This is a genomic window from Bacillus cereus group sp. MYBK222-1 (assembly GCF_051916425.1).
Lineage (GTDB): Bacteria > Bacillota > Bacilli > Bacillales > Bacillaceae_G > Bacillus_A > Bacillus_A paranthracis.
The window spans coordinates 36,421-57,411 of record NZ_JBQAGP010000003.1 but is presented as its reverse complement, the minus strand read 5'-3'; the positions used below and the strand labels follow the sequence as shown (position 1 = coordinate 57,411).

Sequence of the window (20,991 nt, the reverse complement as noted above, 5' to 3'; positions counted from 1 at the left end):
GCCTTCTTTATTTTTTTATCATATCATTTAAAGTCTGATCCCCTGTATTGTTCAAATGAGGATTTTTGCTCATTTCACGTTTTAACATATCGATGCTTTGCGTATACTCTGTATCATTTAATGCGCCAGATTGAAGTCCTTGAATTTGAGAAATCAACTTTTGGTCTGTTGATACATATGCTTTATAATAGCGAGGGACGATGGACAAAGCAGCTCTATATACTTGATCCGCTACGAGTTTTGGATCCGTTGTGTTTGCACGGTATACAACAAATACTTCATCATCGGTAACGAGCGTAGCAGCGTTTGTAACGTCAGGAAGTTTGACTGTCATGCTTGTAATCATTTCAGCGACTTTCTCACGGTTAATGGCTCCTACTTGTTTGTTAGACACTTCATGCTTTTGTTTAGATGAATAACCGACTCTCGTTAATCGTGTATTTGTATTTTCCGTATGATACATGTCGTTTTTATTGGAAACAAGAACACGACTTCCTTCTTCACGTTCCATTTCGGCTTTATTTGTTTGGCAGCCTGCAAATAAGGAAAGCGTAAGGAGAGAAAGTATAATTTGTTTTTTCACGATGTATCACCTCCTTCTCCATAGCATGCACTAATTTGCAAATTTTTGTATTTGAAATTGTTGGTTGGTATGCTTTGTGATACGATAAAAAGAAGAATGCTTAGAGAGGAAGTTAATGATGGAGCAAAAGCAAGAGATTCATGCTACGGTGAGCATTAATAATGTTCAGTACGAAGTAATTAAAAACTTTCGTGACGGTTTTAGTGAAGAAGCATTTAAAGAGCGCTATGCAGAAATTTTAAATAAATATGATTACATCGTTGGGGACTGGGGTTATGAGCAACTTAGATTGCGCGGATTCTTTGATGATAGTAACCAGCGTGCGACATATGATACGAAAATTAGTACGTTAACGGAGTATTTATACGAGTACTGTAACTTCGGTTGTGCACACTTCGTATTACGAAAAGTGAAGAAATAAAAAAATCCTCTTACAATTGTAAGAGGATTTTTTGTATATTCTCATTCATAAACAAATCGAGATATGATCGCCTTCAGAAAGTATTGTATTTGGTTTCATTTGTTGTCCGTTCAATTGAATATCTCCGTTTTTAATTTTATCCACAATGCGTGTACGGCTCCAGTCGGAAATATATGTGGATAAGGCTTTATCCATCCGGTGGGAACCGAAAACGATATCTAATACAATCGTAATTTCAGCTATACCACTTTCTTTATGCTGTGTAATGGAAATGGTAGTTGTTGTTTCCGTTTTATCTTGCTGCGTCATATCGATTGTTTCAACGTGATCAGTAAATGATTTATAAATACGCAATTTTTGATTCCACGTATGATCTTTCGGACATTTATAAATGGCAAAGCGGTATATGTTTTTTCCGTTGGCGTTATGTCTACGAATATTTGTATCAGTAAATAGGGTAGTGCGTCTGCAATTTTTACAATACTTTTCGATTGTGTTTTGCTCGTTTTCATATAAACTCCAAGAAATTTGTACTTTCTGCATTTTCCTTCACCTCTTATAGTAGTGGTAAAGAAACGTAATACAGCTATTTGGATGTCTTGTAGTATGAAGACAGGAGAAAAAGACAAAAATAAAAGGAGGTTCCCTAAAGAGGAACCTCCGTAAACATCATACTACAGATGCAATACGTTCCTTTGTAATGGGAATGGGCAGACTACTCCCTTGAAAAAGCGTGGTGCTTTTTTGAGAGTAATGCTATCCAATTGCTGGTCCATTACAAAGTAAATGTTGGCATACGTAGATAACGTCCTTTCTATCCAAATAGATTTATTTTTCATTATAACACGGATGATTGAAAATTCAAAATACTTAAAGTGAAAAAACACCAGCTAAAAAGCTGGTGCCTAAGATAAATTATATAAGTTCAAATAAAAATGAGCGTAGTTCTTCTGCAATTTCTTCAGTCATAGAAAATGCGTGCTCTAAGTAGCCTGGTTCGTTTAAATCGTCAGTGCCGATGATTGCAAATTTATTACGTTGCATATCAAGGACAATTGTTTTACCGTAATGACGATCGGAGTATAGTAGCGCTAAATCATGACGCTCATTTTCTCCCATAAAGCTAACGAAACGAGTTTTTGTAGCGACAGTGTCGTCGTACAGAAAGAAACGTTCTTCCATACACATGGCTCCTTTTATTAAATATCTAAGTTTAAGTGTGGCTTATGATCTAAATGGTGATGCGTTTTAATGAATCGTACTGTTCTTGTTTTGTAACGCATTACGATAGAGTATGTTTCAGCTAAATCTCCGCCTAGGAATTTCACGCCGTCTAATAACTCACCAGCAGATACACCAGTTGCTGAGAAGATTGCATCATCACCAGATACTAAATCGTTTAACATAAGAAGTTGACGAGGATCTTCTAATCCCATTTCACGACAACGAGCTTCTTCTTCTTCGTTCATTGGAACTAAGCGAGCTTGCATTTCACCTTCAAGGCATTTTAATGCTGCTGCAGAAATAACGCCTTCTGGAGCTCCGCCAATACCTACGAATAAGTCGATACCTGTTCCAGGTAGTGCTGTTGCGATTGACGCACCAACATCACCGTCACCAAATAATTTTACGCGTGCACCTTTTGCACGAACACGGTCAATAATATCTTGATGACGTTCACGTTCTTGAACGATAACCGTTAGATCGCGAATCTTTTTATTGTTAGCTTCCGCTACAATTTCAATTGTTTTTTCAATTGGATCATCTAAGCTAATTTTACCAGCTGCCTTTGGACCAACCGCGATTTTTTCCATGTACATATCAGGAGCATGAAGAAGGTTTCCTTTATCTGCGATTGCGATAACTGCCATTGCGTTTGCAAGACCTTTTGCAACGATGTTTGTACCTTCTAATGGGTCAACGGCAATATCTACTTCTGGACCGTTACCTGTTCCTAGTTCTTCACCAATATATAACATCGGTGCTTCATCAAGTTCTCCTTCACCAATTACAACTGTACCTGCCATGTTTACTGAATCGAACATATCACGCATTGCTGTAGTTGCTGCATCATCTGCTTCGTTTTTCTTTCCGCGGCCCATCCACTGTGCGGATGCTAATGCTGCTGCTTCTGTTACACGGACAATTTCTAGTGCGAGTTCACGTTCCAAGATTCCATTCCTCCAATTTCAAAAATCATACAAATATAACTATAACAAATAACGAGGAAAAGGTGAATTCGAAAAATTGTCGATTTTTTCAGAAGAAAGCGTTACAATTAAAATGTAAATGCTTTAATTTCCAGGTAGGTGACATTCATGTATTTTGTAGACAGAAAGAAAATAGAACAAATGCTAGTATGTTTAGAACGAGCAACAAGTACATTTCAAGAGAAAAAGATATATGAAACCGAGTTTGAATTTTACGCATTAGAACGCATAGCTCATTTAATTATTGATTGTGTATTAGATGTAGGAAATGCGATGATCGATGGATTTATTATGCGCGACCCAGGAAGCTATGAAGATATTATTGATATTTTAATGGACGAGCGAGTGATAAGTGCAGAAGATGGACAAGGAATGAAAGAAATTATCCTTCTTCGAAAAATGCTTACGCAAGATTATATTCAAATGAATCATGATGAATTATATAAGACGATTCAAAAACATATTGCAGTGGTAGAAAAATACCCAGCAAATATTCGCAGTTATTTAGAGAAGGAATTAGGGCCTGTATCTGCATTTGTACCAGAATAATTATGCTTATAAGATCCCCAAAGAATGCCTTTTGGGGGTCTTATATTGTATGTGAGGGAGAAGGGTGAAGCATGGGGGAAGCACGTACGACGAAAGATGAAATTGTGCAGTTGTTGAAAGTAAAGGGAGAGCACACGGTAGCGGAACTAGCTGAAGTTTTAGAGATTACAGAAATGGCGATTCGAAGACATTTAAGTAATCTTGAGAAGGATGGTTTCATCTATTCCAAGATGGTAAGGCAACATGTCGGAAGACCAACTTATTTGTATGGATTAAGCGAAAAGGGAGAAGATACATTCCCGAAAGAGTATAAGCAATTTGCAATTGATATGCTAGAAGATTTAGCGCGAATGGGCGATGAAAAAATACTTCGTTACGTTTTAAAAGAGAGAACGAAGCGTATGGAAGAACAGTTACAAAAGCGTGTGAGTAACCAAAAGAATTTAGCATATAAAGTGCAAGAGATAGCAGCTATGCAAGAGAAAAATGGTTATATGGTTCAAATTAAGAGAGATGGAGAGAACTCTTTCATAATTGAAAAACAAAACTGTCCGTTAAAGGAAATCGCTGAGAGATTCCCGCAAGTATGTGAAGATGAAAAAGAGATGTATAATCGTTTATTTGCAGGAGCAGAAGTAAAGACGCTAGCAAATATGTGCGAGGGCGATTGTAGTTGTTCTTACCAAATAAAAGAGAAAAAATGAACGTTATGGGGCGCTTTAAGGTAAAGCGTTTTTTTCTTTTGGAAAAGCGGGTAATATAAGAGTGGTATGATAAGGTGAGAACGTTAGCATAGAAGGAGAGACATAATCGATGTATAAAGGTTACTTAATTGACTTAGACGGTACAATGTATCGCGGAGAAGAACAAATTGAAGAAGCAAGCGACTTCGTAAAAGCATTAGGAGAGCGCGGCATTCCATATTTATTCGTTACGAATAACTCAACTCGTAAACCAGAACAAGTGGCAGAAAAACTTGTTCGTTTCGATATTCCAGCGAAAGCAGAGCAAGTTTTCACAACGAGTATGGCAACAGCAAACTTCATTTACGAACGTAAACAAGACGCAACTGTATATATGATTGGTGAAGAAGGCTTACATGATGCGCTTGTGGAAAAAGGATTTGAACTTGTGGATGAAAATCCTGATTTCGTTGTTGTTGGTTTAGATCGTGACATCACATATGAAAAATTAGCAAAAGCTTGTCTTGCTGTGCGTAACGGCGCAACATTTATTTCTACAAATGGAGACATTGCCATTCCGACTGAGCGCGGGTTATTACCAGGTAACGGTTCATTAACATCAGTTGTAGCAGTATCAACAGGTGTGGATCCAATCTTTATCGGAAAACCAGAATCAATCATTATGGAACAAGCTTTGAAAGTGCTTGGCATAGAAAAGAATGAAGCCTTAATGGTTGGGGATAACTACGATACAGATATTTTAGCAGGAATAAATGCTGGTATGCATACGCTTCTTGTCCACACTGGAGTCACAACTGTGGAGAAGTTAACAGAATATGAAGTACAACCGACGCAAGTTGTGCATAACTTGACGGAGTGGATTGAGAAGATGTAAGGAAACGCAGGTAACCGAAAGAGGTTACCTGTTTTTTTATGCATAATTGCATATGTACTATAAGTATATAAAATGTAAAATTTAAATGTAATGATGTAAGGGGGAGAATAAGAATGTACTGGATGTCATGTATTATATTTGTTTTTACATTGTGTGTTTTGTTTTTTGTTCTATGGAAAATATATAAAATAAATGAAATGAAAAAAAGCGCAGGAAAACTGATTGCAATGTACCCTCGGGTGAAAAGACGTTGGATTGTATTACTTGGACCAGCATATTTCATTGGACAATGTATGTATATATATGCTCGGTACGTAAGTGGCGATATTCATACAGTTGAACAGTTTCTCATTCAGCTAGGTATTCATGCTGTAGCAAGTTGTTTTATGACTTTAATAGCCATCCATCTTATTAAAAGTGTACAAATATATGAAAAAGGTGTAGTAGACGGATTAAACTTTTATTCATACGAAGAATTAAAAGGCTATAAAACATCAACATGGGAAAATCCAAAAGAAAATATATTTTTATATCGCGGTCGAGAAAAAATGAATGACAATGTGAATTTACTTATTAGACAGGAAGATATGAATGAATTAGAAAGCATTCTTCAAAGATATATTCCGAAATTAATGATGAAATAAAAAACTCCGGTTGTTAAAGCCGGAGTTTTTTTATTAAAATGCACGATTCACAACATCTTTAACCTCTTCAAGATATTGTTTACGCACACTATCATCCACAGAAGGGACACTTGTATAGAATGTATGCTCAATTGTTTCAATGCCTGTAAATTCAAAAATACCAACATCAGCTGTTTTTTTCATTGCGTCAAACATACCGCCGGCTAGGTATGCCTCTTTCGTATTTCCCATTGTAGATAATAATAATCCTTTTTTACCGCTTAATAACTTCTCGATGCCATTTTCACCGTAAGCATAAGCGAAGCCGTGGCTAAATACACGGTCAACGTATCCTTTTAAAATAGCAGGAAGTCCCGCCCACCAAACTGGATAAATAAACGTAATGCTATCAGCCCAAGAGATATGCTCTTGCTCTTCTTTAATATCTGCTGGTGTGTTTCCTTGAGAAAATGAGATGAAATCGGAAGCGCCTAATACTGGATTGAAGTTTAATTCATATAGATCGCGAACCCGTACTTCATGACCTTTTTCTTCTAATTCACTTTTTACCGTTTCTAAAATCGCATGGTTGAAGCTTTCTGTATTTGGGTGTGCATAAACGATTACATGTTTCATTGTTCTTCCTCCTATTTGTGGATATGTGAATGGTTTCTCTGTAACCATTATTGTTACTTCTTTTACGAAAGTCAAGTAATACATATGTATAAAAAGACGCCTCAAATCGTCTTTCTACACCCCGCTCATACAAAGAACAAAGAAAACAAATAAAATGATGATAATACCAATGCCGAAGTTAAATACGAGAGTACTATCCATATTATGTAACCTCCTTGTTTGAAAGTAAAAAGCACTCTAGCCAAGAGTGCTTTTTTATTTTAAGTCTACTTCGCAACGTTTAGAAAGGGATTCATGCGTGTAAAGAGTTATATTATTTTATGTGTTTATGCTTTGAAATGAGTAAGTCCTTGTAAGGTATAGAAAAAAAGACACTCTTTCGAGTGTCTTTCAAGATGACAAAATGTGCCAATTGCTTGAGTTTGATAAGGCGCTAATATCCGTTTTAACGCCTTTTCTTTGATCAAGAAGTGTAGCAACAGCGATTCGAATAAATTGTACCATTTCTTCCACGGGTGTGCGTATGCAATTGTGCATATTTCAATTGAAGGGAAATGAGGCGCGAAAAATGAATGAGTATATATAAAGTATTTGATAAGGGGAGAGAAGGATGGATATACATAAGTTAACGGTAGAAGAAGCAAATGAGATAAATACGTGGACGTACGAAGAACCCTATAATTTATATAGCTTTTCAGGCGAGGAAGAAGTAATAGAAGAATTATTAGATGGGACGTATTATGGTTGTTGTGACGATAAGGGAGAGTTTATCGGCTATTTTTGTTTTGGGGAAAATGCACAAGTGCCAGGGGGAAGAGATGCTCATTTATATGGTGGAGAAGATGTAATGGATATCGGACTTGGCATGAAGCCGGAGTTAACAGGGAAAGGGCTAGGGAAAATGTTTTTTCAAGCTGGGATAGCGTTTGCTGTTAAAGAATGTAAGCCGAAAACGTTTCGACTTAGCGTAGCGACATTTAATACAAGAGCGATTACGCTTTATAAACATATAGGTTTTCAACAAGGCCCTATTTTTGTAAGCCGAGGAAGAGAATTTATGCTCATGGAATACGAAAGACCGTCAGTATGACACTGACGGTCTTTCGTATTTCACTCCGAATGCTCAGCTCTGTGCGCTAAACGGCTTGAAGCAGCGGCAGCAATTCCGCCAACGATATCATCAAGGAATGTATGCACCTTTCCAGTTGATTTATCATTTAAGTATTCTAAAATACCAGGTTTTAATTTATCGATATATCCAAAGTTTGTGAAACCGATAGAGCCGTACACATTAACGATAGAAAGTGCGATCACTTCATCAATTCCGTATAAGCCTTCATCACGTTTTACGATATCTTGTAACGGCTCACTTAACATTCCTTTTTCAGCGAGAACATCGAGTTCGATACCTGTAATCAGTGCGTTTTGTACTTCACGTTTTGATAATACACGCTCAACGTTATAACGGCATTCTGACATCTCTAAATTTGGATGATATTTTTTTTGAAGAAAATGAACAAGCTCAGCAATATCGTCAATTGTTACACCGCGTTCTTGTAATAGTTGTAATGCTCTTTCTTGTAGTTGATTTGATTCTTTCATGTTTATCACCTTTTTTTCTTTTTAGTATTTGTATACGTTTCGTTGCTTTATCATGTGCATAGGAATGAAAGGCGAGCACAAGCTCATATATATAAAGAAAAACCATAGGTGGCGACTGCGATGATTCATCATATTTATGAGCATTATCACATGCATGTTAAAGAATTAATCCCCCTTGGCCCCTATAAAAGCTTTTGGATTCGCAACAAAATTTATGTACTTGTTCCAATTGGAGAAATGGAGGAAGAAGTACTTGTAGAGATGAAAAAGCTCAGTGACTATATGAACCAGCAAGGGGATATAACTGTAGCGACTTTCGTTCCGACTATACACGGCTACTATGTAAGTGAGATAGAAGAACAAAATTACTGCTTATTAAAAGGTATGCGCGCGTTAGAACGACATGCTACGTCATTAGGAAGTGAGCTTTCTATATTCCATAAACGAGGTGCATTCTTTCCAGAAGAAATTGAGCAATTAAGCCGCATTGGTGAATGGAAAGCGTTATGGGAAAAGAGACTCGATCAGTTAGAAAAGTTTTGGCAATCACAAGTGATGAACCACCCTACAGACGTATTCGATCAATTGTTTATTGAATCCTTCCCGTATTACTTAGGGGTTGCAGAAAATGCCATTCAATATGTTGTTGATACAGAAATGGATGATACGCCGCAACTAACTGATGCAGCGACAATTTGCCAAGAACGATTCACACCTTTATTATGGCATCAAACGAAGCGTCTCAAACTCCCTTTTGATTGGGTGTATGATCACCCAACTCGAGATATAGCAGAATGGATTCGCTATATGATGATTGAAAAAAAGAAAGACTGGGATCAAACAATCGTTCAATTTGTTACAGATTATGAACGGAATTATTCGCTATCCTCATTTGGCTGGCGCTTATTATTTGCAAGGCTCTTATTCCCACTTCACTATTTTGAAACAGTTGAACGATATTACCAAACTGGAAACGAAGAACAAAAAAGCATATATAGAGATCGCTTAGAAGCCATTTTACACGATGTGAACCGCTCAGAGCAATTTATGAGGCATTTTTATGGCTCACTCCGTTTACCAGTTGATAAGCTTGGGATTAGAAAATTAGATTGGCTGTCTTAAAAATATAAAAAAGAGACCGATTGAGGTCTCTTTTTTATATACCACAATTGTATGTAATACATTATGCCCCTACCTGTTGATCTGCACATATATTTAAAATGAATTGATGTTTTTCGATTTTTTCATTTACTTTACTCAATAATTCTTGCTGGATTTCTTTAAATAAAAATTGATAGCTCGCATTCCATGTCGGTATAACGGATGAAAGGTCTAATAAATACTCTTTTTTCTTTTCTAGTTCTTGAATTGTTAAAAACGTGTTCCCCATTTTTGGCATGTGTCGTCCCCCTATGTTTTTTACTTTATATGTGTGAACGATCCACTATATAGTATTAATTATCGCATTTTTTGAGAAGGATTTCCAATTTTGTTTTATGATGTTAACGGATAAATGTGATTTGAATAAAAAAAGAGACCCAAATGGGTCTCTTTCTAGGAAGTGATTCTGAACGAGCCACTAGATAATATCCAGCTCCAGCGGCTAGAACAGTCGGCCATTTCGCGCCTTCCTGTGAGGCAAAAAGCGCCTCTTCGTCAGGAGCTCCAATGACCTCCTGTTCTGAACGAGCCGCTTCCGCTTTTAATTAAAATACTTGTTCTACTTCGATAACGCCTGGTACTTCTTCAAGTAACGCGCGCTCGATACCAGCTTTTAGTGTGATTGTAGAACTTGGGCAGCTTCCGCATGCACCCATAAGGCGTAATTTTACGATACCTTCTTCAATGTCTACTAACTCAACGTCTCCGCCATCGCGAAGTAAGAATGGACGTAATTTATCTAATACTTCTAGTACTTGTTCTTGCATATGTGGGTTTTCCATTTTTATCGACTCCTTTCATCAGTTTTATTATAATCAAGATAGAGGGGAAAATCTATTTTTTCTGTTCTTGTTTTATTGCCGAAATTTTTTATCATGTTTACAACGTGTTTTTTCAGTATAGGGGTATGGAATAAGTTTGTAAAATGATGTGCTTATGTGCTAAGGCATCTGAATATACTGTTAGAACAAGAAGTGGGGGAGAAGAAATGGTTAATGTGCAAGTGTATGGGACGAAAGTAATTTGTGCGAGCTGCGTTGGAATGCCATCTTCAACAGAAACGTTTGAGTGGTTACAAGCGGCGATTGGTCGTAAATATGAAGGACAAGAAAATAAATTTAATTTCGAGTATATTGATTTTCAAGAAGAACAAGAAGATGAAGATAAAAAAGCATTCGCGGAGCGCGTAGTAGAGGAAGATTTATTTTATCCGGTCGTTCTTGTAAATGGAGAAATTGTTGGAGAAGGAAATCCTCGTTTGAAGGATGTTTACGAAGAAATCGAGAAATATTTATAAAGCAGGAAGTCTTTGCGAATTTGCAAAGGCTTTTTTTATTGGAGGGATAGATGTGGAGAATGTAGTAAAGCATGCGTTACCGAAAGAAGTAGAGCAGTTGATGGAGCAGTACATAGTAGGGTTAAAAGAAATTTTTTTAGATGAAAAAATAGTTGGCGTATATATTTACGGATCCATCGCACTCGGTGCATTTCATGCAGAAACGAGTGATGTTGATTTTGTCACGGTAATAAGTGATCCCGTGAATGAAGCTGAAAAACAGCAACTTGTAGAGCTTCATAAGAAACTTAGTGGTAGTACGTTAGGGAAAAGAATGGATGGTATGTATATTCCGCTTGTTGATTTAGGAAAATACAATGATGAAATGAATGAGTACGTGTATTGTGCAGATGGTAAGGCGAATATAGGACATTGGGATATTAATGCAGTCACATGGTGGACATTGAAAAATCAAGGGATTACAGTGAGCGGGAAAGAAGCAGAAGACCTTTCGTTCCAAATAAGGTGGGATGATGTAGTAAATACGATGAAATACAACGTAGAACAGTACTGGAGTGGGAAGGCGAAGCAGCCATATTTATTCTTTATAGAAGAATGGGTAGAATCAGCGGTCGTTACGATGGGGCGCATTTTATATACACTAAATTATAAAACAATCGTTTCAAAAGATAGAGGATTGCAATACTTATTAGAACATTCAGCGGAAGAGTGGGAGCTTTTATTAAAAGAAGTAGCGAGAATACGGCAAAATCCAAAAGAAAAGAGAATGCTCTCAAGGTGGAGAAGGGCAGATATGACGAAGAGGTATTTGCTGCACTTAATTGAGACGTGTAGAGAGAAATGGTAGGGAAGAAAATGGACAATACAGTTGAGTGTATTGTCTTTTTTTACGTTTAATTTGGTATATAATGGTTTAAAAGGTTTAATTATACTGGAGGGGATATAGTGGACACGGAATTAGTTACATATGAAGAAAAGAATGTACAAATGAGTATGCTAGAAGTAATCGGTATGATCGTAATTATTTTTGGGACCATGTATGGAATTGGTTATTTGAACTTTTTATATGGCTCCTCATTATATCCGTGGTATGTAAATCATCTCATTTCACCCTTCACGTTTTGTATGATTATTGTAATGTATGCACCGGCAAGAAATTACTGTGTGCATTTACTAAAATCAATACAATTCAATAACTCAAAACATTATGTAACAATAATAATGACAATGATCGTACTGCTTATATATCTTGCAGTATTAAATTTAGTTTTACCACATGGGCTTCGTGTGGGGGAATCTAATATAGTAATAGAGCCTACTAAAAATGAAATCATTTTATATGTAGTTGTACTCACGATTTTTGCGCCGATTTGGGAAGAGCTTGTATTCCGAGGTATGTTTTTTATGAAATTATCTCAGCGCTTCTCTACACTTAGTAGTGCCGTTATAAGTGCTTTCATATTTACTTTAGGGCATCCCCTTACAGTAGGGAGTATTTTATATATTTTTGGTATAGGCATAAGTTTAGCCTACACCTATAAGAAAACAAACAATTTACTCGTTCCAATTGGAATTCATGTATTAAACAATTCATTTTATTTATTAGTAAATTTTCAACTGTAAAAAAGACGCCTTTTTGAAAGGGCGTCTTTCGTATTATGTAGTAGGTGGGAAAGGCTTTACAAGTATTATGTAGAGGAAAGATAATAGAAAAAATATGTGTGTGGAGGAAGACGATGAGTAAATATAAATTACATATAGATAGAGAACAGTTATGGAAAGGGTGCGTTTTAAATTCGATTGCTCATGCTATTAATGTAGCGCATGCTCCGGACTTTTTACATGAAAGTTCATGGGATGGATGTAACTATAGTATGCAAGATAGTCAAGGCGGAAGAGGGACAATTACGTTTCATCCGGATTATACGATCGTATGTCTTCAAGATGTGAATAGTGAGAGAATGGATGAGTGGATTGATGTGGCAAATTATTTTGAAGGAGCACCTTCGGAAGTGATAGATATTGCGAAAGAAGAAGCTCTTCAATACGTATTAGAAGAAGTAGAAGGTGAAACAGTTCCTTTTATTACAACTGCATTTTGGATTGAGGATAGCGGTGCGTATTCAATTGATTCATTTGAAGAGATGGAAGAGCACGGCGGATTCTTATTAGAAACGCCATTACTTGATAAGGAATCAGCGATGGAAAGATTGGAAGAAGAGTATGAGCTAACAGAGGAACAAATAGAGCTTTTACAAATCGTGTATGAGAGAAAAATCCAAAGTAAAAATGAGGAAATTATATTGTCTAAAGATGAGGTAGCAATGATTGGAACGGATGATAGTGAAGGGTTAGAAGTTAGTAAAGTATCTTTTAAAGAGATGAATATTACTTGGGAGTTGTAGGAGAAGGATATAAAAGTGTGATAAAGCACTAGCAGAAAGCACAATGTGAAGTTACATTGCGTTTTCTACTAGTTTTTTCATATACATGTCAACTTCGTGAAAGAATACGGGCTCTTTTTCCTCGGTATTCAGATGTACAGCACATTGCAAATATTGCTGTAAGTAGTGATTAGCTTGCTCGTACTGTTTTAAATTGTAGAAAGAGAAACAAGTAAGAAGCAAAAACGCTTTTTCCTGTAATATTGGAACGACGGCTAGTACTGGAGTAACGGAATGTATATTTATTTTTACTAAATTCTCATAAGATGCCCACACTTGAAACCAGTCGAAAATAGTAGAAAGATAATTCGGAATGTCGATAGTTTCATGTGAAACATTATGCAATAACTGGTTCTGTTTCATATGTATAGGCTCTATTCTCGTTCGCAGAATGCAATCGAATATTGAGATGTTTTCTTTAATTAGTAATTGGTCCGTGATAAGCTGCGGGAGACCGATAGGATGAACTCCTATATGTATATAGAAGTCATCTCCAAATTGACTTTTTTGTATGTTAATGAGTTTATAAAATCCGTTTTCAGCTTTGCAAAATGTATGTCTTTTTTTCTTAAATCCAAGCAGTTTTAAAGCAGCATGTAAATTTGCAATGGAATTTTGTACCGCTTTAGAATAAGGTTTACTCTTCGTCATATTCATATGTAGTTAAGTTTTGTAAGAAACTTTCAAAGTTAGGTGCTAATTCAATTATTTGCTCAACTTCATTATCAATAAATATAACTGGAGGATTTTCAGCTACATTTCGATAGTCTAATGCAATCCATGTATGTCCGTCCCCAGATAAAAGTACGAGATTCTCAGGCATTTCCCATTCTTGAATTAAATAATGACTCTCTAAAATACTAGATTCATTTTCATCAAAAGAAATGCCATATAAGCCAGAAACATTAACGTGATCGTCTGCCCAAGAATTCGGCTCTGAAGTAGGGTGAGCATCAAGGCGCAGTGTTCCTCCATTTTGTTCTTTTAGAAGGTTTATGTATGATTCCGGAAGCTTTACGTTCAGTACTTCTTCTGCTTTTTTGATTAGTTCGTCGTTAATGGGTGCTAGTTTTAAATAATCATCTTCTGTCCAAATTGTAGTCTTCATATTGGGTCACCTCAAATAATAGTTTTAAGAATCTTATGTCATATATTATAGTTAGTTTGAATAACGAGCAATAGAGGGAGGAAATAATGAAAAAGTTTCAAATCGAACTAAATAAACTGCCGACAGAAAATGCCGGAGAAATAGTAATTAGTATAGATGATAGAATTGTGTTGCAAGAAAAAACAGACATAATCGACCCGATTTGTCAGTTGTTTGACGCATGGGGTGAATGTTTTAAAGATGATGGTGCTGTGATTTTTTTAGATAGATATGAAAAAAAGGTAGAGTTTAAGAAGAAGGATGGGAACTTTCTCATTATTAATCAGAGAGGAAAAAAGTTAGCTAGTGTTGATAGCGAGCAATTTTTACGAGTAATCTTTTCGTTTCTTAAAAAGGAGATAGAGCAGATTTACATAAGTGGAGTTGATTCTTTCCGAATAAAAGATGCGTATCATAGAATTTTAGAAATTGAGCCATTTCTTTCTGAACTTGTAAATAGAAATAACGCAATTATGTACCGAACATATCATTCTACAAGTGGTAAGTATGAATTAAACTGGAATTATTTAAAGGGGGTAGAGGTTGAACCGATATTTACTCCGGTACTATCTCATAATGAGAAGAGTATCTTTTATGTGGAGGAAAACAGCCACGAAATTCGTAAACTCGATAGTGAAACGAAAGAAGAGGTTTGGAAGTGTCATCTTCCACTAGTAGAAGATTGTAATTGCATAACTGTGAATGATGTCACAATTATTTGGCATGCGAATAGATTTGGAGAAAATATTGCGAAATTGTACGCTATTTCATCAAGTTCTGGGGAGTTTCTATGGAATTTAGAAATAGAAGGGCATATTATACAAGTTGTAAAAACTACGAAGGAAGAATTACCACGTTTATTAGTTATGACACAGGAAGGCTACAATGTTTTATTAGAGCTTGAAAGTGGAGTGAAAGTATGGGAAAAGAATGTCCGAGTTGGAGGAGAGAAGTTGCAATGCCATTTTGGCTCAGATTACTATGTGTTAGCAGGGAATCCTTTGGATGAAGATGCGGAAGTTGATGCATATAGTAACGTTGCAATTGCCATTCAATTATTAGATGCTTCTACACGATGGAAACAAATGATGGAAGATTGTAATCCAAATGAACCAGTTACTTTAACTAATGAACATTTTATATGTGTAGCAATAGATTCATTACAAAAGTGGGAATATGGAAAAGAAGGTTGTAACTTAATTTTTGAAAAAGCCTTTGATGAGGTACAGTACTCTTACATTGCATCACAGGGATCAAAAATATTATTAACAAGAACTGAGTATGATTATGAAGAGGTAAGTAAACAAATACAATGTTATGACCATAAGAGCGCTCAAAAGTTATATGAAATAAATATGCCTTTTGAAATTGAATTGCCTCCATTTCTTATCGGAGAGATGATGGTATTGTCCTTAGGAGAAGGCAGAATTTGTGGTATTCATATTCAAACAGGTAAAGTGATTTGGAACAATACGACTCTACATGATATTACAGAGGTTCTGTTATATAAAGATCGAGAAATTTATATTGCAACTTCAAATTTAGAATTGATAATACTTGATGCTGCATGTGGCGAGGTAAAAGATATAATTAAACTGCCTAAAAATGTTGTAGCAATAGATTTTATTGTATCAATTGAGGAAGTTAATAATGCATTATTCATTAGTTGCGTAAGTGGAAATATGTTTGAAATAGTAGAAAGCTAATTTGTGAGTTCTCTTAAATCGAGATGTTTGTTTTAAAATAGTAGTATATATTCACTAAAAAAGATGTATAAAATGATTTTGATGCATCCTTTTTAGTGAATATATAAAATAATTAACTTAGTGTATTAAACCTATCATTCATAAGTATTCTAATATATTAAAAAGAAAAATGGAATAATAAACGGTAAATTGTAGGAATATATTCGATTTCTGTTCATTTTTATGAAATATATGTACTTTTTGTTAGATTCCTTCTTTTTATTTCTATAAAATACACGTATGTAGATATGAGAAAAGGATGATGTACGTGAAGGACACTGTTTTACAAGAAAAAATTTCTCCGCAAGAGTTGCATAAAGTTGTTCAAAAGAATACAGCTTATTATGACTTTAAGTGGGGCAAAGTAGAAAATCCAGCGCAAGGGAATACGTGGAATTGGGTAGCCTTTTTCTTCCCAACTTTTTGGTTAGCTTATCGTAAAATGTATAAGTTGTTTATTATACTTACGTTATTGGCGGTACCTAGTATCGTTGTAACTCCTTTTATAGATATTCCAGATGGGATTTATTTAACATGTAGTTTAGTTCTTCAGTTAGGAACGATGATATTTACTGGATGGCAAGGAAACCGTTTATATTATAAGCACGCTGTTCGTGTATTACATAAGGGAGAAGATATGCCAGATCATGAGAAGGCGTATTACTTACAATCAAAGGGTGGCGCTAGTTTTGCTGGTATGGTTGGTTTCCAGGTTATAGTTGGAATCATGTTTGGTGGAGCTATGTTCGGACTCTCACTTTTACCAACTGAGCCAAATATTAAAAATGTCGTTCGTTCAAGTAGTGAAGGTGTGACTTTAGAGATTATGACGGATAATCCAACTTGGAAGTTTGTGAAGAAAGAACAAGATTATGATGTAGTAGAATTTACTGGTTATGATTATGCAGAGAAGAAGAACGTGAAAATTAAATTTGCTGTTTATTTTAGTGAAGACTATTTTGAATGGCAAGAAGTATATGAGAATAATAAGAAGTTAAGTGAAGATGAGCTAGAAGAGTATCAATTTTATATTGAAGAAAATGGTTGGGGGTTCTAGTCAGAACTCGTTCATTTTGAAAAGGAGGATCTTGTGAAGGTTCTTCTTTTTTACTTGGAAACACCATACGAATTGAAATTTTGTAAAATACAATAAAAAATGAGAATTTGAGGTAGGCTTGTCAATAACGTGAGACTATGGCACTATATAGAAATGCTATACAAATTTTATTTATCGAGATGTAAACATCAATTTTGATTTTTACGTATAAATAATGAACGGAGGAAATGAATTTATGGCTACTTTACCAAATTGTCCAAAATGTAATTCAGAATATACGTATGAGGATGGCGTTCTTTTCGTATGTCCAGAATGTGCTCATGAGTGGGGCCAAGAAGCAGAAGCTGAAAATAATGATGGTGCAAAAGTTGTAAAAGATGCGAACGGAAACGTTCTTCAAGACGGCGATGCTGTTACTGTCATTAAAGATTTAAAAGTAAAAGGAACTTCTTCAGTTGTGAAGATCGGTACGAAAGTAAAAAGTATCCGTCTAGTTGATGGCGATCATGATATTGATTGCAAAATCGACGGTTTCGGAGCTATGAAGTTAAAATCACAATTCGTTAAGAAGGCGTAAGTAAATAAAAGGAGGAGGCGTATAGGCCTCCTCTTTTTATTATGTCATTTTTTGTCGGTAAGTCGATATTCCTTGTCGAATCGTCGATATATTTCAAAAATCGTTGATATATTTTGAGTTATGATACATATATTCGAAAAATCGTCGATATAATTTCACTCACCGAGAAAGGTGCATCATTTACCGAGCAAAAAGCTAGATTACCGTCCACCATAGTCAATATCCTTCAACTGACACCTCTTATTAAAGAATGTTTTATATCCAAGCTGTAAAAAGATAATGACAGCAAAAGCGGTACTTCCTGAAATACCGAGTATAATTGCGATTTGATATTGAATGGCTGTAAATGGTGATACACCAGATAAGATTTGACCAGTCATCATGCCCGGTAAGCTTATAATCCCCATTCCGACCATAGAATTGATCGTTGGTAAAATAGCCGAGTCAAAAGCGTCTCGAATGAGCGGAGCAGCTGCTTCTTTCGGTGTGGCACCGAGCATAAGTGCTCCTTCAATTTGACCTCTTTGCGATTTCATATTGTTTAAGAACGTATTTGCACCGAGAGAAACACCAGTCATTGCATTCCCAACTAACATTCCTGTAATCGGAACGATATATTGCGGGGCGTACCACGGATCATGTCCGATAATAACAAAGATAAATAGTAGAAGTGGCCCAATTGATCCGGCTACCATGGAAAGGGCGGCTACTCGTTTTAATTCTTTAGACATTGGGATATTCACTCGTTTATAAATATTAAAAATTGCAAAGGTAGTAATAGAAGTAATGAGAGCAATTGTATAAAATGGATTACTGTTTTCAAATACGTATGTAAGGACATAGGCAACAAGTACGAGCTGAATCGTCATACGGAATGTTGCGAGCGCGATTTGTTTTTCGCGAGGTATTCCTTTTAACTTCACAAGCCCAATTAAAATAAGAATGAAAATATATGCAGCGGCAAGTTGCCAAATTTGGAGTTCAATCACGCCCTTCAACTGAGAGCACTTCCTTTCTAGTTGCACCGTTTGCTTTACTAATCTCAATAATATCGTCTGCAATTTCTTCTGGAAGCTGTTGTGAGTGTGTGATGAAGATGACTGTTTTTTTCTTTTCTTTTGCTAACATAGTGAATTGCTTCATAACGCGTCGTTCTGTATCGCTATCTAACGCCGAAGTTGGTTCATCTAATAAATAGACAGGTGGATCCATAAGTACGATACGTGCAAAAGCAAGTCGTTGTTTTTCGCCACCTGATAATGAATCAGCGTTGTCTTCTAAATTTTTTTCCAAGCTAACAGTCGTTAATGCACTTCGCAAGGCAGCATCATTTGGAAATGGCTTTTCAGAAAGACGAAGTCCCATTAATAGATTGTCTTTAATGGTTCCATCGAAAATAGGTGGCGTTTGCCCAAGCATGACTACGTCACGTCGTAATTGAATAGGGGGATAATCAGAAATTAGCTTTCCGTTATATTCAATTGTTCCAGATGTTGGAGATTGTAGATCATTTAACATACGGAGCAATGTGCTTTTTCCGCTCCCACTCTCGCCGATAATACATGTGATTTTTTCTTTTTGAATCTGTAAATAAGGAATGTGCAGTATATCTTTATATGTAACGTCTTTTAATATAAACATAGATGGCTCCTTTCTGATTCTAGTTCTATCGTATCAAAAAAGAGAAGGTAACGGTTATAAAGAGCAACGTTTTTTCTTCGTCTTGATTTCTATTAATAAGTTAAGTAAACGATCTAATTCTTGGCTGAAAGAAATTACTTTATGATGAGTGAATCCGTACTTTTCAACGAGATAGATCAATTCTTTCTTCTTCGCTTCTATGCGATCATTTAGTTTCGTTACGTTCATAAGTGAAATGAAATGCCTCCTGTAAAAGTATTTACCACACAAAAAATAAGACCGAATGAATTCGGCCTTAAAGGAAATAAAACAACTTATCAATAGCATACACTGTTTATTGGTAGTTTTTAATATGAAAATGAAAAATAAATCATGATTCATATTGAGAAAGATGTGTCTGATAATTATATTTTAACGAATAAGAGAGGCTGCCTAATTAGGAGACAGCCTGTAAAGTATTAACCGTTATGATATTTGTACATCCAGAGGATACCGGATTTTAGTAACCTTGGTACACGTCCCATTAATGGTTGGTTTGCTAGCAAACCAAAGCCATGCTTCTTACCAAGAGAGCCGAGAACACCTTTTAATTTAATGACAGGTAGTTCGTCAGGAAGTGGTTCATTATTCCAACGTTTTAATAATATTTGGACAATTTGTTCCCCTTGACCTTCAGCAAGTTGTGCAGATGGTGCGTGTGGAAGTGCTGCACAATCTCCTACAACATATACGTGCTCGTTATTTGGAATATTGTGATATTTTGTTAAAACAACCCGTCCGCTACCATCTTGTTCAACTGGAAGGTTTCGAACAACTTCATTTGCTTGAATACCAGCTGTCCAGACGATTGCATCACATTCAAGTGGTTCATCGTGGTTGTACACAATATTTGGCTCTACTTTTGTAATGTTAGAGTTTCGTATAATAGTAACTTTATGTTTTACGAACCATTCTTCTACATATCTACTTAATTTCTCTGGATATGGGAATAGAATTCTATCTTTTCGATCAAATAAGTAGATTTTTAAATCAGAACGACTCTCGCGAAGTTCACTTGCAACTTCAACGCCACTTAATCCAGCACCAACGACTGCTACTGTTGCATTTGGTTCTAGACTATTTAATTGTTCATATGTCTTACGTGTTTGTTCAATCGATTGTAGGCTATGTGTATATTCCTTCGCCCCAGGAACGTTATGATATTTATCCTCACAGCCAAGTCCAATAATTAAATCATCATATTGAATTGCTTCGCCGCCATCGAGATGAACAGCTTTTTCTTTGAGATCAATATTTGTTACTGTGCCGTATTGAATATTGAGGCGTGGGTGTTCAGGAAACGGTATACGAATATGCGTTTCTGAAATAGTACCCGCAACTAATGCATAATATTCAGTTTTGAAGCAATGATATGGTACTTTGTCGATTAATGTCACTTGTACATCATCCGGAAGTTGATTGCTTGGAAGTAGCCGTTGCAGAATTCTCATTCCACCGTAGCCGCCACCTAATATTACGAGGTGTTTCATGATGGATTACCCCTTTTCTGTTGAAATATCCCCTAATCATAAAATTTTATATTAATAAAATATTTTGACTTTACTCAATCAAATTATATCGAATTTGTGAACAAATAACAATGCATGAATGAATACTCTGTTGTACAATAAGAAGAAAAGTAGAGTAAACGATCTGCATTATTTAGTTACCATTTCATCGT

28 protein-coding genes are annotated in these 20,991 nt (G+C 35.9%); 14 read left to right on the top strand and 14 right to left on the bottom strand.

The window, feature by feature from the left end; genetic code table 11:
- Positions 1-7: 7 nt before the first annotated feature.
- The gene (locus tag ACTFR9_RS16265) at positions 8-583 is read right to left on the bottom strand and encodes a YhcN/YlaJ family sporulation lipoprotein (RefSeq protein WP_000744044.1); all 576 of its coding nucleotides are present in this window, start codon (positions 581-583) and stop codon (positions 8-10) included.
- Positions 584-701: 118 nt separating this feature from the next.
- On the opposite strand from ACTFR9_RS16265, the gene ACTFR9_RS16260 reads away from it, so the two are divergent.
- On the top strand, positions 702-1,004 hold the full coding sequence (locus tag ACTFR9_RS16260) for a YutD family protein (protein WP_000435943.1): 303 nt from the start codon (positions 702-704) through the stop codon (positions 1,002-1,004).
- 45 nt (positions 1,005-1,049) lie between these two features.
- Here the strand turns inward: ACTFR9_RS16260 and ACTFR9_RS16255 are convergent, their stop codons facing one another.
- From ACTFR9_RS16255 to glpX, 3 genes are all read right to left on the bottom strand, one after another.
- Complete coding sequence (locus ACTFR9_RS16255) at positions 1,050-1,547, bottom strand: hypothetical protein (protein ID WP_001174556.1); 498 nt, start codon at positions 1,545-1,547, stop codon at positions 1,050-1,052.
- 372 nt (positions 1,548-1,919) lie between these two features.
- Positions 1,920-2,186: a DUF3055 domain-containing protein gene (locus ACTFR9_RS16250; RefSeq protein ID WP_000392610.1), complete on the bottom strand. Its 267-nt coding sequence runs from the start codon at positions 2,184-2,186 to the stop codon at positions 1,920-1,922.
- Positions 2,187-2,203: 17 nt separating this feature from the next.
- Complete coding sequence (gene glpX, locus ACTFR9_RS16245) at positions 2,204-3,175, bottom strand: class II fructose-bisphosphatase (RefSeq protein ID WP_000439092.1); 972 nt, start codon at positions 3,173-3,175, stop codon at positions 2,204-2,206.
- Positions 3,176-3,322: 147 nt separating this feature from the next.
- Between glpX and ACTFR9_RS16240 the strand changes: the two genes are divergently transcribed.
- The 4 genes from ACTFR9_RS16240 (at position 3,323) to ACTFR9_RS16225 (ending at position 5,985) form a co-directional block, all read left to right on the top strand.
- On the top strand, positions 3,323-3,763 hold the full coding sequence (locus tag ACTFR9_RS16240; RefSeq protein ID WP_000274001.1) for a DUF86 domain-containing protein: 441 nt from the start codon (positions 3,323-3,325) through the stop codon (positions 3,761-3,763).
- A gap of 71 nt (positions 3,764-3,834) precedes the next feature.
- The gene (locus ACTFR9_RS16235; RefSeq protein WP_000503354.1) at positions 3,835-4,467 is read left to right on the top strand and encodes a helix-turn-helix transcriptional regulator; all 633 of its coding nucleotides are present in this window, start codon (positions 3,835-3,837) and stop codon (positions 4,465-4,467) included.
- A gap of 109 nt (positions 4,468-4,576) precedes the next feature.
- Complete coding sequence (locus ACTFR9_RS16230) at positions 4,577-5,341, top strand: TIGR01457 family HAD-type hydrolase (protein ID WP_000276467.1); 765 nt, start codon at positions 4,577-4,579, stop codon at positions 5,339-5,341.
- Positions 5,342-5,454: 113 nt separating this feature from the next.
- Positions 5,455-5,985: a hypothetical protein gene (locus tag ACTFR9_RS16225; protein WP_000289887.1), complete on the top strand. Its 531-nt coding sequence runs from the start codon at positions 5,455-5,457 to the stop codon at positions 5,983-5,985.
- A gap of 33 nt (positions 5,986-6,018) precedes the next feature.
- Here the strand turns inward: ACTFR9_RS16225 and ACTFR9_RS16220 are convergent, their stop codons facing one another.
- Positions 6,019-6,600 (bottom strand): NAD(P)H-dependent oxidoreductase, encoded by a 582-nt coding sequence (locus tag ACTFR9_RS16220; RefSeq protein WP_000683421.1) that lies wholly within the window; start codon positions 6,598-6,600, stop codon positions 6,019-6,021.
- 610 nt (positions 6,601-7,210) lie between these two features.
- On the opposite strand from ACTFR9_RS16220, the gene ACTFR9_RS16215 reads away from it, so the two are divergent.
- Complete coding sequence (locus ACTFR9_RS16215; protein WP_000351179.1) at positions 7,211-7,690, top strand: GNAT family N-acetyltransferase; 480 nt, start codon at positions 7,211-7,213, stop codon at positions 7,688-7,690.
- A 20-nt stretch (positions 7,691-7,710) separates the two neighbouring features.
- On the opposite strand, the gene ACTFR9_RS16210 is transcribed toward ACTFR9_RS16215, so the two are convergent.
- Positions 7,711-8,202, bottom strand: a complete 492-nt coding sequence (locus ACTFR9_RS16210; RefSeq protein WP_000665103.1) for a phosphatidylglycerophosphatase A family protein — start codon at positions 8,200-8,202, stop codon at positions 7,711-7,713.
- Positions 8,203-8,322: 120 nt separating this feature from the next.
- Between ACTFR9_RS16210 and yutH the strand changes: the two genes are divergently transcribed.
- Positions 8,323-9,324: a spore coat putative kinase YutH gene (gene yutH, locus ACTFR9_RS16205; RefSeq protein ID WP_000581273.1), complete on the top strand. Its 1,002-nt coding sequence runs from the start codon at positions 8,323-8,325 to the stop codon at positions 9,322-9,324.
- A 61-nt stretch (positions 9,325-9,385) separates the two neighbouring features.
- Here the strand turns inward: yutH and ACTFR9_RS16200 are convergent, their stop codons facing one another.
- Together ACTFR9_RS16200 and ACTFR9_RS16195 are read right to left on the bottom strand one after the other, a co-directional pair.
- Positions 9,386-9,601: a hypothetical protein gene (locus ACTFR9_RS16200; RefSeq protein ID WP_001125487.1), complete on the bottom strand. Its 216-nt coding sequence runs from the start codon at positions 9,599-9,601 to the stop codon at positions 9,386-9,388.
- Positions 9,602-9,908: 307 nt separating this feature from the next.
- Positions 9,909-10,145, bottom strand: a complete 237-nt coding sequence (locus ACTFR9_RS16195) for a NifU family protein (RefSeq protein ID WP_000431159.1) — start codon at positions 10,143-10,145, stop codon at positions 9,909-9,911.
- Positions 10,146-10,351: 206 nt separating this feature from the next.
- On the opposite strand from ACTFR9_RS16195, the gene ACTFR9_RS16190 reads away from it, so the two are divergent.
- The 4 genes from ACTFR9_RS16190 (at position 10,352) to ACTFR9_RS16175 (ending at position 13,065) form a co-directional block, all read left to right on the top strand.
- On the top strand, positions 10,352-10,660 hold the full coding sequence (locus tag ACTFR9_RS16190) for a YuzD family protein (protein ID WP_000248590.1): 309 nt from the start codon (positions 10,352-10,354) through the stop codon (positions 10,658-10,660).
- 52 nt (positions 10,661-10,712) lie between these two features.
- Complete coding sequence (locus ACTFR9_RS16185; RefSeq protein ID WP_001998554.1) at positions 10,713-11,507, top strand: nucleotidyltransferase domain-containing protein; 795 nt, start codon at positions 10,713-10,715, stop codon at positions 11,505-11,507.
- 98 nt (positions 11,508-11,605) lie between these two features.
- On the top strand, positions 11,606-12,283 hold the full coding sequence (locus ACTFR9_RS16180) for a CPBP family intramembrane glutamic endopeptidase (protein ID WP_000379265.1): 678 nt from the start codon (positions 11,606-11,608) through the stop codon (positions 12,281-12,283).
- A 113-nt stretch (positions 12,284-12,396) separates the two neighbouring features.
- A complete protein-coding gene (locus ACTFR9_RS16175) occupies positions 12,397-13,065 on the top strand; it encodes a hypothetical protein (protein ID WP_000049698.1) in 669 nt (222 codons plus the stop codon).
- Positions 13,066-13,116: 51 nt separating this feature from the next.
- Here the strand turns inward: ACTFR9_RS16175 and ACTFR9_RS16170 are convergent, their stop codons facing one another.
- Together ACTFR9_RS16170 and ACTFR9_RS16165 are read right to left on the bottom strand one after the other, a co-directional pair.
- The gene (locus tag ACTFR9_RS16170) at positions 13,117-13,755 is read right to left on the bottom strand and encodes a DUF4304 domain-containing protein (RefSeq protein ID WP_033671962.1); all 639 of its coding nucleotides are present in this window, start codon (positions 13,753-13,755) and stop codon (positions 13,117-13,119) included.
- A complete protein-coding gene (locus ACTFR9_RS16165) occupies positions 13,742-14,212 on the bottom strand; it encodes an SMI1/KNR4 family protein (protein WP_000858819.1) in 471 nt (156 codons plus the stop codon). The genes ACTFR9_RS16170 and ACTFR9_RS16165 overlap by 14 nt, the downstream gene beginning before the upstream one ends.
- Before the next feature lie 86 nt (positions 14,213-14,298).
- Here ACTFR9_RS16165 and ACTFR9_RS16160 point away from each other — a divergent pair, with 86 nt between their 5' ends.
- The 3 genes from ACTFR9_RS16160 (at position 14,299) to phnA (ending at position 17,630) form a co-directional block, all read left to right on the top strand.
- Positions 14,299-15,957, top strand: coding sequence for an outer membrane protein assembly factor BamB family protein (locus ACTFR9_RS16160; protein WP_000714461.1), 1,659 nt, complete (start codon positions 14,299-14,301; stop codon positions 15,955-15,957).
- 301 nt (positions 15,958-16,258) lie between these two features.
- Complete coding sequence (locus tag ACTFR9_RS16155) at positions 16,259-17,053, top strand: DUF2628 domain-containing protein (protein WP_000289355.1); 795 nt, start codon at positions 16,259-16,261, stop codon at positions 17,051-17,053.
- A 235-nt stretch (positions 17,054-17,288) separates the two neighbouring features.
- On the top strand, positions 17,289-17,630 hold the full coding sequence (gene phnA, locus ACTFR9_RS16150) for an alkylphosphonate utilization operon protein PhnA (RefSeq protein ID WP_000212737.1): 342 nt from the start codon (positions 17,289-17,291) through the stop codon (positions 17,628-17,630).
- Between the two features lie 200 nt (positions 17,631-17,830).
- Here phnA and ACTFR9_RS16145 read toward each other — a convergent pair whose 3' ends face one another.
- The 4 genes from ACTFR9_RS16145 to ACTFR9_RS16130 all read right to left on the bottom strand — a co-directional run bounded on the left by ACTFR9_RS16145 (position 17,831) and on the right by ACTFR9_RS16130 (position 20,800).
- Positions 17,831-18,628 carry an ABC transporter permease gene (locus tag ACTFR9_RS16145; protein ID WP_000679250.1) on the bottom strand — a complete coding sequence of 266 codons (798 nt, stop codon included), beginning with the start codon at positions 18,626-18,628 and terminating at the stop codon, positions 17,831-17,833.
- Positions 18,612-19,271, bottom strand: coding sequence for an ABC transporter ATP-binding protein (locus ACTFR9_RS16140; protein ID WP_000470273.1), 660 nt, complete (start codon positions 19,269-19,271; stop codon positions 18,612-18,614). The genes ACTFR9_RS16145 and ACTFR9_RS16140 overlap by 17 nt, the downstream gene beginning before the upstream one ends.
- A gap of 54 nt (positions 19,272-19,325) precedes the next feature.
- Positions 19,326-19,499, bottom strand: a complete 174-nt coding sequence (locus ACTFR9_RS16135) for an aspartyl-phosphate phosphatase Spo0E family protein (protein WP_001103328.1) — start codon at positions 19,497-19,499, stop codon at positions 19,326-19,328.
- A gap of 230 nt (positions 19,500-19,729) precedes the next feature.
- The gene (locus tag ACTFR9_RS16130) at positions 19,730-20,800 is read right to left on the bottom strand and encodes an NAD(P)/FAD-dependent oxidoreductase (RefSeq protein ID WP_000682081.1); all 1,071 of its coding nucleotides are present in this window, start codon (positions 20,798-20,800) and stop codon (positions 19,730-19,732) included.
- Between the last annotated feature and the right edge of the window lie 191 nt (positions 20,801-20,991).

What these genes read in the sequence shown, in the direction of transcription:
- ACTFR9_RS16260 (WP_000435943.1), top strand. Translation starts at nt 702, where the DNA reads ATGGAGCAAAAGCAAGAGATTCATGCTACGGTGAGCATTAATAATGTT.
- ACTFR9_RS16255 (WP_001174556.1), bottom strand. Translation starts at nt 1,547, where the DNA reads ATGCAGAAAGTACAAATTTCTTGGAGTTTATATGAAAACGAGCAAAAC.
- ACTFR9_RS16250 (WP_000392610.1), bottom strand. Translation starts at nt 2,186, where the DNA reads ATGGAAGAACGTTTCTTTCTGTACGACGACACTGTCGCTACAAAAACT.
- ACTFR9_RS16240 (WP_000274001.1), top strand. Translation starts at nt 3,323, where the DNA reads ATGTATTTTGTAGACAGAAAGAAAATAGAACAAATGCTAGTATGTTTA.
- ACTFR9_RS16235 (WP_000503354.1), top strand. Translation starts at nt 3,835, where the DNA reads ATGGGGGAAGCACGTACGACGAAAGATGAAATTGTGCAGTTGTTGAAA.
- ACTFR9_RS16230 (WP_000276467.1), top strand. Translation starts at nt 4,577, where the DNA reads ATGTATAAAGGTTACTTAATTGACTTAGACGGTACAATGTATCGCGGA.
- ACTFR9_RS16225 (WP_000289887.1), top strand. Translation starts at nt 5,455, where the DNA reads ATGTACTGGATGTCATGTATTATATTTGTTTTTACATTGTGTGTTTTG.
- ACTFR9_RS16220 (WP_000683421.1), bottom strand. Translation starts at nt 6,600, where the DNA reads ATGAAACATGTAATCGTTTATGCACACCCAAATACAGAAAGCTTCAAC.
- ACTFR9_RS16215 (WP_000351179.1), top strand. Translation starts at nt 7,211, where the DNA reads ATGGATATACATAAGTTAACGGTAGAAGAAGCAAATGAGATAAATACG.
- ACTFR9_RS16210 (WP_000665103.1), bottom strand. Translation starts at nt 8,202, where the DNA reads ATGAAAGAATCAAATCAACTACAAGAAAGAGCATTACAACTATTACAA.
- yutH (WP_000581273.1), top strand. Translation starts at nt 8,323, where the DNA reads ATGATTCATCATATTTATGAGCATTATCACATGCATGTTAAAGAATTA.
- ACTFR9_RS16200 (WP_001125487.1), bottom strand. Translation starts at nt 9,601, where the DNA reads ATGCCAAAAATGGGGAACACGTTTTTAACAATTCAAGAACTAGAAAAG.
- ACTFR9_RS16195 (WP_000431159.1), bottom strand. Translation starts at nt 10,145, where the DNA reads ATGGAAAACCCACATATGCAAGAACAAGTACTAGAAGTATTAGATAAA.
- ACTFR9_RS16190 (WP_000248590.1), top strand. Translation starts at nt 10,352, where the DNA reads ATGGTTAATGTGCAAGTGTATGGGACGAAAGTAATTTGTGCGAGCTGC.
- ACTFR9_RS16175 (WP_000049698.1), top strand. Translation starts at nt 12,397, where the DNA reads ATGAGTAAATATAAATTACATATAGATAGAGAACAGTTATGGAAAGGG.
- ACTFR9_RS16170 (WP_033671962.1), bottom strand. Translation starts at nt 13,755, where the DNA reads ATGACGAAGAGTAAACCTTATTCTAAAGCGGTACAAAATTCCATTGCA.
- ACTFR9_RS16165 (WP_000858819.1), bottom strand. Translation starts at nt 14,212, where the DNA reads ATGAAGACTACAATTTGGACAGAAGATGATTATTTAAAACTAGCACCC.
- ACTFR9_RS16160 (WP_000714461.1), top strand. Translation starts at nt 14,299, where the DNA reads ATGAAAAAGTTTCAAATCGAACTAAATAAACTGCCGACAGAAAATGCC.
- ACTFR9_RS16155 (WP_000289355.1), top strand. Translation starts at nt 16,259, where the DNA reads ATGTACGTGAAGGACACTGTTTTACAAGAAAAAATTTCTCCGCAAGAG.
- phnA (WP_000212737.1), top strand. Translation starts at nt 17,289, where the DNA reads ATGGCTACTTTACCAAATTGTCCAAAATGTAATTCAGAATATACGTAT.
- ACTFR9_RS16140 (WP_000470273.1), bottom strand. Translation starts at nt 19,271, where the DNA reads ATGTTTATATTAAAAGACGTTACATATAAAGATATACTGCACATTCCT.
- ACTFR9_RS16135 (WP_001103328.1), bottom strand. Translation starts at nt 19,499, where the DNA reads ATGAACGTAACGAAACTAAATGATCGCATAGAAGCGAAGAAGAAAGAA.
- ACTFR9_RS16130 (WP_000682081.1), bottom strand. Translation starts at nt 20,800, where the DNA reads ATGAAACACCTCGTAATATTAGGTGGCGGCTACGGTGGAATGAGAATT.